The organism is Microbispora sp. CL1-1, from assembly GCF_012034195.1.
Taxonomy (GTDB): domain Bacteria; phylum Actinomycetota; class Actinomycetes; order Streptosporangiales; family Streptosporangiaceae; genus Microbispora.
On record NZ_JAATEK010000001.1, the window covers coordinates 433987 to 445556 of the forward strand.

Consider the following 11570-nt stretch of genomic DNA (forward strand, 5'->3'; position numbering starts at 1 on the left):
CTGTCGTACAGGGAGACTAGGCTGCGGATGTGCCGAAGAGTGAAGCGACCCCCACCCGTCCGTGTCTGCTGCTCCTGGACGGGCATTCCCTTGCTTATCGCGCGTTCTACGCGTTGAAGGACGCGAACCTCATGACCACCGATGGTCAGCACACCGAGGCGGTGTACGGCTTCACGTCGATGCTGGCCAACATCCTGCGTGACGAGCAGCCGAGTCACGTCGCGGTGTGCTTCGACCGGAGCGAGCCGACCTTCAGGCACGAGGCGTACGACGGCTACAAGGCCAACAGGGCGGAGACTCCCGAGGACTTCCGCGGCCAGATGCAGCTCATCTTCGAGCTGCTCGACGCGCTGCGCATCCCGCGCCTGTCCGTGGCCGGCTTCGAGGCGGACGACCTGATCGCGACGCTGGCGACCCGGGCCTCGGCCGAAAGCATGAACGTGCTCATCGTGACCGGCGACCGCGACGCGCTCCAGCTCGTGAACGACAACATCACGGTGCTCATGACCCGGCGGGGCATCAGCGACATGACCCGCTTCACCCCCGAGGCCGTCAAGGAGAAGTACGGCCTCACCCCGGCGCAGTATCCGGACTTCGCGGCCCTGCGCGGCGACCCGAGCGACAACCTGCCGAGCATCCCGAGCGTGGGGGAGAAGACCGCCACCAAGTGGATCGTGGAGTACGGCTCGCTCGACGAGCTGGTCCGGCGGGCCGACGAGGTGAAGGGCAAGGTCGGCGAGAAGCTCCGCGAGCACCTCGGCCAGGTGATCCACAACCGGATGCTGACCGAGCTGCGGCGCGACGCCCCGGTCGACGTGGAGCCGTCCGCGCTCACCATGGGCCTGTGGGACCGCGAGGAGGTCAACAAGCTCCTCGACGCGGTGCAGATCCGCGGAGAGCTGCGCGAGCGCCTGTTCAAGACCCTCGGCACCACCGAGCCGGAGGCGGGCGAGGGCTTCGAGCTCGAAGTGACCGTACTCGAACCCGGCCAGGTGGCCGGCTGGCTGGCCGCCCTCCCCGAGGACCGCGCCGGGCTGGCCTTCCAGGGCACGTACGGCAGCGGCACCGGGCGGATCGACGGCCTGGCGATCGCCTCGCCAGGCGGCGCCGCCTACCTCGACCCCACGCGCCTCACCGAGGAGGACGAGGCGGCGCTGCACGCCTGGCTGGCCGACGAGAAGCGGCCGAAGGCCGTGCACGACGCCAAGGGGCCGCTGCTCGGGCTGTGGGCCCACGGGCACGACCTGCGCGGGCTCACCTGCGACACGGCGCTCGCCGCATACCTGGCGATGCCGGGGCAGCGGTCGTTCCCGCTCGACGACCTGGTCCTGCGCTATCTCCACCGCGAGCTTCGGGCGGAGTCCGCGCCCGGCGGGCAGACCTCCCTGTTCGAGGACGCCGACGAGGGCGCGGCCCGCGACCTCGCGCTGCGCGCCCAGGCCGTGCGCGACCTGGCCGACGCGCTGGAGGCCCACCTGTCCCAGCGCGGCGGCACCCGGCTGGTGACCGAGGTCGAGCTCCCGCTGGTGCGGGTGCTGGCCCAGATGGAGCGGGCAGGCATCGCCGCCGACCGGCAATACTTCGCGGCGCTGGAGGCCGAGTTCGGCGCGGCCGTCAAGCAGGCGGTCGAGGCCGCCCACCAGGTGGTGGGCGAGCAGTTCAACCTCGGCTCGCCCAAGCAGCTGCAGGAGATTTTGTTCGGCAAGCTCGGCCTGCCCAAGACCAAGAAGATCAAGACGGGCTACACGACCGACGCCGACGCGCTCGCCTGGCTGGCCCAGCAGACCGACAACGAGCTGCCGGTGATCCTGCTGCGCCACCGCGACCAGACCAAGCTGCGCACCACGGTCGAGGGCCTGATCAAGGAGATCGCCGACGACGGGCGGATCCACACCACCTTCAACCAGATCGTGGCGGCCACCGGGCGGCTGTCGAGCGAGAAGCCCAACCTGCAGAACATCCCGATCCGCACGGTCGAGGGCCGTCGCATCCGCAAGGGCTTCGTGGTCGGGGAGGGCTACGAGACGCTGCTGACGGCCGACTACAGCCAGATCGAGCTGCGGATCATGGCCCACCTGTCCGGGGACGAGTCGCTGATCGCGGCCTTCGAGTCGGGCCACGACTTCCACCAGGCCACCGCGTCCCGCGTCTTCGACCTGCCCCCGGAGCAGGTCGACGCCGAGCTGCGCGCCCGGATCAAGGCCATGAACTACGGCCTGGCCTACGGCCTGTCCGACTTCGGGCTGTCGGGGCAGCTCAACATCCCCGTCGCGGAGGCCAGGGCGCTCAAGGAGGAATACTTCGAGGAGTTCGGCGGCGTCCGCGACTACCTGGAGTCGATCGTCGCCCAGGCCCGCAAGGACGGCTACACCGAGACCATCCTCGGCCGCCGCCGCTACCTGCCCGACCTGACCAGCGACAACCGGCAGCGCCGGGAGATGGCCGAGCGGATGGCGCTCAACGCGCCCATCCAGGGCTCGGCCGCCGACATCATCAAGGTCGCCATGCTCAACGTGCAGAAGGCGATCGAGGGCATGCGCTCCCGCATGCTGCTCCAGGTCCACGACGAGCTCGTGTTCGAGGTCGCGCCGGGCGAGCTGGAGGAGCTGACCGAGGTCGTGCGCACGCAGATGGGCCGGGCCTACGACCTGAGCGTGCCGCTGGAGGTCAGCGTGGGCGTCGGCACCACCTGGGAGGACGCCGGCCACTGACCCACGGCCCGGGCACGCGCCCGCGCGCTCCCGCACCCCGCGAACCGGGCTGTCCTCCCGGGCCGTCTTACAGGGGGCAGGGGCGATGACCACGGCATTCCGGGCGCTCTCGCGCGCCCGGCGCGCAGGGCCGGGCGGACTGCGCCGTCTACCGGGCGGCAGGGTTCGCCGCGCGCTGGTCGAAGCGGGGCCGGCCCTGTGGCCGACGGGTCAGGGCGGCCGACGGCTCAGGGTGGGCGACGGCTCAGGGTGGGCGACGGGTCAGGGATGGCCGGTGGGGCGGGTGCGCCTGCGGTCGCGCCCGGCCAGGGCCAGGCCCGCCTGCTCGACCTCCAGCAGGCTGGTCTCGTGCCGCTCGGTCTCGTACGCCGCCCGCCCGCCGCGTAGCCCGAACAGGCGCTTGCTCAGCGCGATGTACAGCACGGCCGCGATGTTGATCAGGAGGATCACGATCCGGAACGGGCTCGCCTTCTCGGCGATCTCGTAGATCTCCACCGGGATGAACGCCGAGGTGACGACCACCGAGAAGTACTCGCCCCATCGCTTCAGCAGCCACAGCCCGATGCCCTCGGTCAGCAGCAGGGCCGCGAGGACGAGCAGGGCGAGGCAGATCCAGGTGAGGGTCGTGGTCCGCGCGCCCAGCGCGGTCCGCAGCGTGTGCACCACGCCCGAGTGGTCGAGGTTCCACCCGAGTTTGCGGGCCAGCGGCTGGACCAGCGGGAGGTCCTGGTCGAACGCCCGCCGTACGGCGTCGTGGTGGGCCCGGAACCGCCACACGCCGTAGGCTCCCGCGATCACGAGCAGCGCCTTGGCCCAGCGGAAGACGGCGATCAGCCGTAGCACGGCGGCGTCCCGCAGCGCCCGGCCGCGCAGCACGACGGGCGCGTCGCGGGCCGGTCCGGCCCCGCGCGGCGGGCCCAGGGTGAAGTCGCCGCAGCGCAGGCAGCGCCACGCCTCGCCCAGCGCGGTGTCGGCGCGCAGGCGGCTTCGCAGCGCCTCCTCGTCCGGCGCGTAGGTGACGTGCCCGTGCCGTCCGCAGGCACGCAGGCTCCAGTCCACAGGAAAATTGCAACACACGCGAATGCGGACACGCCGGGCAGTAAGGTCAAATAACTGTGCGCAACCTTGCCCGGATGACGGCGATCGTGAATGTCGTCGTCGTCGTGATCGGTCTTGCCGTGCTCGTGCTGTTACCCCGGTCCACGGGCGAGGAACGGCCGCAGGCGCGGCCGGCGCAGCCGAGGTCGCCGTCGCCCAAGCCCAGTGCGGCACCGCCGAAGGCGACCGCCGCGTCGGCCAGGAAGGTCAAGGCGAACGAGGCCGGCCTGGTGCCGGTGATCATGTATCACCGCATCCTGCCCAAGCGGCTGGCGTCCATCGACCGGACTCCCGCCCAGCTCCGCAAGGAGCTGGAGCGCCTGGCCAAGGACGGCTACGTGCCGATCACCGCGGCCGAGCTGGTGGCAAGGAAGATCGACATCCCGGCCGGGGCCCATCCCGTCGTCCTGACCTTCGACGACGGTCATCCCAGCCACTTCGCCCTGGACAAGAACGGCATGCCGAAGAACGACACGGTCGTCGGCATCATCTTCGAGGTCGCGGCGAAGTTTCCGACCTTCCGGCCTGCCGCCACCTTCTACGTCAACCACGACCCCTTCGGCCTGCGGGACCGCGAGCAGCAGAAACAGGCGGTGAAGTGGCTGCTCGACCACGGCTTCGAGGTGGCCAACCACACCTACTCCCATCCCGATCTCCGCAGGCTTTCGAACAAGAAGGTCGCCGAGCAGATCGTGCGGCAGCAGCGGCTGCTGAAGAAGATCGGCGTGCCGGCCTCGACGACCTTCGCGCTGCCGTACGGGTCGATGCCGAGGAAACGGAGCAAGGCGCACGACGGCACCTGGGACGGCACCCGCTACCGCTTCGACGCCGTCTTCCTCGCCGGGGCGGAGCCCACGGTTTCGCCCTACGCGAAAAGTTTCCCGCGCTACGCGATCCCGAGGATCCAGTCCAACGGAAAACACGGCGAATGCCGGCGCTGGTGCACGACCTACTGGCTGGATTGGCTCGACAAACACCCAGGAGAGCGTTATACGTCGGATGGGGATCCGGCCCGAGTCTCGGTGCCGCGTAAACTCCGGGCAACGCTCTCGCCGTCCCGCGCGAAGTCGGTGATCACCTACTAGCCGTTCGCCTGGTTGCCTCGGATTGACCCGGCTCGCTCCGTCTCATATGCTGATCGCTGCGCTGTGGGCTCGCGCGCGTCACGGACGGAGCGGGCTCGCGCTCGGTCATCTGGTGGCTACCAGGAAAGCAGCATCATCCGGTGAACGAAAAACGGCCCGCCGCGCTTCTGTCACAACGACATCTGTCCGGTTCGGAGCAATTCCACACATGACGAGCAGCACTGAGGCCACCTCGAGCACCCCGCAGGTAGCGGTCAACGACATCGGTTCCGAGGAGGCCTTCCTCGCCGCGATCGACGAGACCATCAAGTACTTCAACGATGGGGACATCGTTGAAGGCACCGTTGTCAAGGTCGATCGAGACGAGGTCTTGCTCGACATTGGCTACAAGACCGAGGGCGTTATCCCGTCGCGCGAGCTCTCGATCAAGCACGATGTCGACCCGGCCGAGGTCGTCGAGGTCGGAGAGCACGTCGAGGCCCTGGTCCTCCAGAAGGAGGACAAGGAAGGCCGCCTCATCCTGTCCAAGAAGCGCGCCCAGTACGAGCGCGCCTGGGGCACGATCGAGAAGATCAAGGACGAGGACGGCATCGTCACCGGCACGGTCATCGAGGTCGTCAAGGGTGGCCTGATCCTCGACATCGGTCTGCGCGGCTTCCTCCCCGCCTCCCTGGTGGAGATGCGCCGCGTCCGCGACCTTCAGCCGTACGTCGGGCGCGAGCTCGAGGCCAAGATCATCGAGCTGGACAAGAACCGCAACAACGTGGTCCTGTCCCGCCGTGCCTGGCTGGAGCAGACGCAGTCCGAGGTCCGCCAGACGTTCCTCAACACCCTGCAGAAGGGCCAGGTCCGCAAGGGCGTCGTCTCCTCGATCGTCAACTTCGGTGCGTTCGTGGACCTCGGCGGCGTCGACGGCCTGGTGCACGTGTCCGAGCTGTCCTGGAAGCACATCGACCACCCGTCCGAGGTCGTCGAGGTCGGCCAGGAGGTCACGGTCGAGGTTCTCGACGTCGACATGGAGCGCGAGCGGGTCTCGCTGTCGCTCAAGGCGACGCAGGAGGACCCGTGGCAGCAGTTCGCCCGGACCCACCAGATCGGTCAGGTCGTGCCCGGCCGCGTCACCAAGCTGGTGCCGTTCGGTGCCTTCGTCCGGGTCGAGGAGGGCATCGAGGGCCTGGTCCACATCTCCGAGCTGGCCGAGCGCCACGTGGAGATCCCGGAGCAGGTCGTGCAGGTCGGCGACGAGATCTTCGTGAAGATCATCGACATCGACCTGGACCGCCGCCGCATCTCGCTGTCCCTCAAGCAGGCCAACGAGGGTGTCGGCGCCGAGGTCGAGTTCGACCCCACGCTGTACGGCATGGCGGCGACCTACGACGAGCAGGGCAACTACATCTACCCCGAGGGCTTCGACGCCGAGACCGGCGAGTGGCTCGAGGGCTTCGACAAGCAGCGTGAGGAGTGGGAGCGGCAGTACGCCGAGGCCCAGGCCCGCTTCGAGGCGCACCGCTCGCAGATCGAGAAGGCCCGCCAGGAGGAGGCGGCGGCCAGCGAGGCCGCTCCGTCGTCCTACAGCGGCGAGACCAGCACGCAGTCCGGCGGCGGCGCCCTCGCCTCCGACGAGGCCCTCGCGGCCCTGCGTGAGAAGCTGGCGGGCGGCCAGAGCTGACACCCGGTCTCTTCTGACCGGAGGTCAACGGCCAGTCCTCCACAGCATCACGAAAGGCCCCGCTTCGGCGGGGCCTTTCGCCATGTCCGGGCGGTTTTCCCATGCGGGGGGGACGCCTCGCCCCGATGGGCGGCAGGATGGGTCCCGTGATCGAGAGCGCCGGGCCGGTGCCGCCGCTGCGGCTCCTGGAGACCCGGCGCGGCGACGGCTCGGACAACGTGATCCTGCGATACGCGGTGCGCGGCGAGTGACGTCCGGGTGCCCGGCCCTGCGGAGCGGGGCGTGCCGATAGGGTGGCCCTCGTGGTGGAGATCACGAGGGCCCTGCCCGTGGACGCGGGGGAGATCCTCACCCTGCAGCGGGCGGCGTACGTCACCGAGGCGCAGCTCTACGGCGACCCGTTCATCGCGCCGCTCGTCGAGTCGCTCGACCAGGTGCGTACGGTGATCGAGACGGCGGTCGTGCTCAAGGCGATGGACGGCGGGCGGCTGGTCGGCGCGGTCCGGGGCCAGATGTCCGGCTCGACCTGCCTCGTGGGCCGGCTCGTGGTCGCGCCCGACCGGCAGGGGCAGGGGATCGGCAGCGCGCTGCTGGCCGCGATGCACGAGGCCGTGCCCACGGCGACGGCCTTCGACCTGTTCACGGGCCATCTGTCGGGCGGCAACCTGCGGCTCTACCGCCGCCTCGGCTATCGGGAGACCCAGCGCGAGCGGGTGCAGGACCACCTGACCCTGGTCCACCTGCGCCGGGAGCCCCGGCATCAGCCGGCCCGATAGGCTGCGGCACGTGCTGAAAGTTGGGCTCACCGGCGGCATAGGTTCGGGCAAGAGCGAGGTGGCGCGGCTGCTCGCGGCCCGCGGCGCGGTCGTCGTCGACGCGGACAAGATCGCCAGAGAGGTCGTCGAGCCGGGCACCCCCGGGCTCGCGGAGATCGTCGAGGCGTTCGGCGAGGACGTGCTCCGTCCCGACGGCAGCCTCGACCGGGAACGGCTCGGCGCGATCGTCTTCGCCGACGCCGAGAAGCTGAAGATCCTCAACGGCATCGTCCACCCCAAGGTGGGCGAGCGCAGCGAGCGGCTCCAGCGGGAGGCCCCGGACGACGCGGTCGTCGTCTATGACGTGCCGCTGCTGGCCGAGAACAACCTGGCCCCCCTGTACGACGTGGTGATCGTGGTGGACACGCCGGACGACGTGCGGCTGGAGCGTCTGCAGCGGTTCCGCGGCATGCGGGAGGAGGACGCCCGCGCCCGGATCGCCGCCCAGGCATCCCGGGAGGACCGGCTGAAGATCGCCGACATCGTCATCCGCAACGAGGGGTCGCTGGACGACCTGGAGGCTCAGGTCGACAAGGTCTGGCAGGACCTGAGCGGCCGGGTCGCCCACAACGCCTGACAGGAGCCACCGGGTCGGTCTGCCGTCGGCGCGACCCCGAGGGCCGGATCACCTCGGCGCGGCGGCGCCGCCTGGCCGAGCCCTGCCTGGCCGGCCTGGAGACGACCGTCCCGGCCGGGAACTGGCCGGGTATCAGGCGGACCCGGTCTCCGGGAGCCGCCGGCGAGTGAGCACTCCCATCGCCCGGGCCGCTCCGCCCGGAGGCCGCACCGGCGTCCGGGCGGAGCGAATCTACAACGTAAAGCCGTCGAGCTCGGAGCGCTCACGGGCGTCCGGCGGCGGCGCCTTCCACCCAGGACCGGTAGGCGTCGAGGACGAGGCCGTGGAAGTGGTGCACGCCGTGCTCGGACAACCCCGAGCCGGACGGGTCGTACACGATGCGGCCCTGGTCGAAGGCCGGGGTGTTCATGCCCCGCTGCACGCTCTCCACGATCGTGATGTCCTGCTGCTGCAGCACCTCGTCGATGTAGCGCACCGCTTCCACCTCGGCGTCCAGGAGCTCGGCCGTCTCGAAGTAGAAGTCCCAGGTCTCCAGGGTGCGGCCGGGACCGGCCGGGATGACCTGCAGGACCATGAAGTTGCCGCGGCCGGGGTAGCGCAGCAGGCAGGTGTTGGGCCACAGCCACCACACCGCGTGCTGCGTGACCGACGCGCCCGCGACGTCGTACGCGGCGTTGTCGTGCGTGCCGGCCTCGGCGAAGTGGCTCGACCAGATGCCGTGGGTCTTCACCTCGTAGGTGTCCATGTCGACGAGGTCGACGAACTCCTTGTGGGCGATGTGGCAGTGGTAGCACTCCAGGAAGTTGTCGATGACGTTCTTCCAGTTGGACGCGATGTCGTACGTCAGCCGCTTCGCGAAGGTCAGCTCGGCCACGTCGGGGGCCCATTTGGCGATGTCGGCCGCCAGATCTCCGGCCTGCTCGGCCAGGGGGACGGCGTCCGCGTCCAGGTTCACGTAGACGAATCCGCCGAACTCCTCGACCCGCACCTGGTCGAGGCAGATCTCGTTCTTGTCGAAGGTCTCCATCGCGTCGGCGCGGCGGGCCGCCTTCAGCCGGCCGTCCAGGGCGTACGTCCACGCGTGGTACGGGCAGACGATGTTGCGCGTGGTGCCGGACCCCGTGAGCAGCTCGTGGGCGCGGTGCTTGCAGACGTTGTAGAACGCGCGCAGCGCTCCGTCGCGATCGCGCACGACCGCGATCGGCATGCCGGCCACGGTGGCCGACACGTAGCTGCCGGGGGACGCGAGCTTCTCCACATGGCAGATCCACTGCCAGGTGCGGGCGAAGATCGCCCGGAGGTCGACGTCGAGCCATCGCGGGTCGGTGTACGTCTCGGCCCGCAGCGACATCGATCGTGCGGGGTCCTCGTGATATCCGGTGCCGACGCGGCGTACGTCGTCGATCGTGACTGAAGCCATGGCCGGAGCATACGAGCGTCTGAACGATCGTTCAATATATTCCTGGACGTTCGTTCAGTCCTGCCGCTGTGCCGCCGGTGTGCCGGCGAGCGCGATCTCCTCGCAGCGGGCGACGTTCCTGCTGATCGAGGCGTGATCGAGCCCCAGCAGGGCGGTGAGCCACAGGCCGTTCTGGATGACGTCGATGTCGGCGGCACGCCTGCCGCACTCGTCGGCCGGCAACTCGGGGCGGGCCGCGTGGATCAGCGCGGCCAGTCCGGCGCGGTAGCGCTTCTGGGCCTCGGTGTTGATGCGTTCGAAGTCCTCGTGGGCCTGGGCGAGCGCCCAGAGCTGCAGCCGCAGGGACAGATACTCGGTCGTCAGGAACTCCGGATCGGCCACCCGCTTCAGCGCGGCTCGCAGCCGCTCTTCCGGTTCCAGGGCAGGGTCCGGCTCGACCAGTGCGATGTCCTGCTCCTCGATGCGGCGCAGGGCCGCCCGAATGAGGCTCGTCTTGTCCTCGTAGTGGTAGTTCACCAGCCCCAGGGAGACCCCGGCCTCGCGCGCGACGGCGCGCATGCTGACCCCCGAGATGCCCTGCAGGGACAGCAGCCGGAGTGCCGCCTCGAGGATCCGTGCCTGCCGGTCGATCTTCTCGTCGGCGTCCATCGCGCGCACGGGCCTCGGGCTCACCTCCACAACCTTAGCGGCGGCGGGAACGGCGCGTCAGTGGCCGCTCCTCGCGGCGGGGACGGCCCGTCTTGACGGTAGCGGCTAATGCCATTAGCCTTTGGGCTATACTGATGAGCCTGGAGGGCGAAAATGACCGAGTTCCTGAAGATCGGCGAGGGTGAGATCGCGTACGACGTGACCGGCGGGGGCCCGCTGGTCGTGATGGTCCCCGGCATGGGGGACAGCCGTCGCGCGTACCGTTTCCTCGCCTCGGCGCTGACCACCGCCGGATATCGCGTGGCGACCATGGACCTGCGCGGGCACGGCGAGTCGAGCCTCGGCTGGGACTCCTACACCCGCACCGACACCGCGAACGACATCGTCGCCCTGATCGAGCACCTGGGCGGGCCGGCCGTCGTCGTCGGGCACTCGTTCGCCGGGGGAGCGGCCACCATCGCGGCCGCGCAGCGGCCCGAGCTGGTCGACGCGCTCGTGGAGGTCGGCCCCTTCACCCGGCCGCAGAAGCCCGACCTGGGCGGGCTGCTGAGCAACGGTCACTACCGCAAGGGCATGACGCGGCTCATGGGCGTGGCGCTCTTCCGCAGCATCGGGCTGTGGAAGAGCTACCTCGACCACGCCTACCCGGGCGTCAAGCCCGCCGACTGGGCGGACTACCTGGCCGCCCTGGAGAGCGACCTCCGCAGGCCGGGCCGGATGGCCGTCGTGAGCGCGATGGGCGCGTCCGCCCCCACGGACGCCGGCGCCCACCTCGGCGACATCCGCTGCCCCGCCCTGGTCGTCATGGGCACCCGCGACCCCGACTGGGCAGACCCCCGGGCGGAGGCGGACGGCGTCGTCGCCGGGATGCCGCAGGGTCTCGGCGAGGTGGTGATGATCGAGGGCGCCGGGCACTACCCGCACGCGCAGCACCCCGACGAGGTCGCCGCCGCGATGCTCGCGTTCCTCAAGGAGCGCGTCCGTGGCTAGGGCCGCCCTGTCCCCGGACGCCGTCGTCGACATCGCGCTGCGCGTCGTGGACGAGGAGGGCCCCGAGGCGCTCACCCTGTCCGCGGTCGCCGGGCGGGCGGGCGTCGCCACGCCCTCCCTCTACAAGCACGTACGCAACCTCGCCGAGCTGCGCGTCCTGGTGTCCGGGAGGGTGATGGGCGAGCTGACGGAGGTCGCGAGCGAGGCGGTGCTCGGCCGGTCGGGAGACGAGGCGCTGCGCGCCCTGATGGACGGGTGGCGCGCCTATGCCGGCCGGCATCCGCACCGCTACTCCGCGCTGATCCAGGCGCCCCGGCCCGAGACGGCCGAGACGGGAAACCGGCTGGTCGGCATCATGGTCGCCGCGCTGCGGGCGTACGGGCTCGAGGGCTCGGCCGCGATCCACGCGGTGCGCTGCCTGCGCGCCGCGATGCACGGCTTCGCCGTCCTGGAGGCGGCGGGCGCCTTCCAGCTCGCCGAGGATCTCGACGAGAGCCACGCCCTGCTGATCCACATGGTCGTGTCCGGCCTGCTGACGGCCCACGAGCGCTGAGCCC

The 11570-nt window shown here is 70.3% G+C and carries 10 protein-coding genes; 7 read left to right on the forward strand and 3 right to left on the reverse strand.

The genetic code is table 11. From position 1 onward, the window contains the following. Positions 1–29 precede the first annotated feature (29 nt). Positions 30–2711, forward strand: a complete 2682-nt coding sequence (gene polA, locus HCK04_RS01980) for a DNA polymerase I (RefSeq protein WP_142645104.1) — start codon at positions 30–32, stop codon at positions 2709–2711. Positions 2712–2972: 261 nt separating this feature from the next. Here the strand turns inward: polA and HCK04_RS01985 are convergent, their stop codons facing one another. Beyond that, the gene (locus tag HCK04_RS01985) at positions 2973–3770 is read right to left on the reverse strand and encodes a DUF2127 domain-containing protein (protein ID WP_142645105.1); all 798 of its coding nucleotides are present in this window, start codon (positions 3768–3770) and stop codon (positions 2973–2975) included. A 74-nt stretch (positions 3771–3844) separates the two neighbouring features. Here HCK04_RS01985 and HCK04_RS01990 point away from each other — a divergent pair, with 74 nt between their 5' ends. From HCK04_RS01990 to coaE, 4 genes are all read left to right on the forward strand, one after another. Beyond that, positions 3845–4894, forward strand: a complete 1050-nt coding sequence (locus HCK04_RS01990; protein ID WP_142645106.1) for a polysaccharide deacetylase family protein — start codon at positions 3845–3847, stop codon at positions 4892–4894. A 208-nt stretch (positions 4895–5102) separates the two neighbouring features. After that, positions 5103–6563, forward strand: a complete 1461-nt coding sequence (rpsA, locus tag HCK04_RS01995) for a 30S ribosomal protein S1 (RefSeq protein ID WP_142645107.1) — start codon at positions 5103–5105, stop codon at positions 6561–6563. A 302-nt stretch (positions 6564–6865) separates the two neighbouring features. Then, complete coding sequence (locus tag HCK04_RS02000; RefSeq protein ID WP_142645108.1) at positions 6866–7339, forward strand: GNAT family N-acetyltransferase; 474 nt, start codon at positions 6866–6868, stop codon at positions 7337–7339. A 10-nt stretch (positions 7340–7349) separates the two neighbouring features. Next, complete coding sequence (coaE, locus tag HCK04_RS02005; RefSeq protein WP_142645109.1) at positions 7350–7955, forward strand: dephospho-CoA kinase; 606 nt, start codon at positions 7350–7352, stop codon at positions 7953–7955. A gap of 262 nt (positions 7956–8217) precedes the next feature. On the opposite strand, the gene HCK04_RS02010 is transcribed toward coaE, so the two are convergent. Next, complete coding sequence (locus tag HCK04_RS02010; protein ID WP_205829681.1) at positions 8218–9375, reverse strand: ring-hydroxylating oxygenase subunit alpha; 1158 nt, start codon at positions 9373–9375, stop codon at positions 8218–8220. Between the two features lie 54 nt (positions 9376–9429). Then, positions 9430–10047, reverse strand: coding sequence for a TetR/AcrR family transcriptional regulator (locus HCK04_RS02015; protein ID WP_260617027.1), 618 nt, complete (start codon positions 10045–10047; stop codon positions 9430–9432). 129 nt (positions 10048–10176) lie between these two features. Here HCK04_RS02015 and HCK04_RS02020 point away from each other — a divergent pair, with 129 nt between their 5' ends. Together HCK04_RS02020 and HCK04_RS02025 are read left to right on the forward strand one after the other, a co-directional pair. Beyond that, positions 10177–11013, forward strand: coding sequence for an alpha/beta hydrolase (locus HCK04_RS02020; protein WP_142645110.1), 837 nt, complete (start codon positions 10177–10179; stop codon positions 11011–11013). Then, positions 11006–11566, forward strand: coding sequence for a TetR-like C-terminal domain-containing protein (locus HCK04_RS02025; RefSeq protein WP_142645111.1), 561 nt, complete (start codon positions 11006–11008; stop codon positions 11564–11566). Before HCK04_RS02020 ends, HCK04_RS02025 begins: the two co-directional genes overlap by 8 nt. Positions 11567–11570 lie beyond the last annotated feature (4 nt).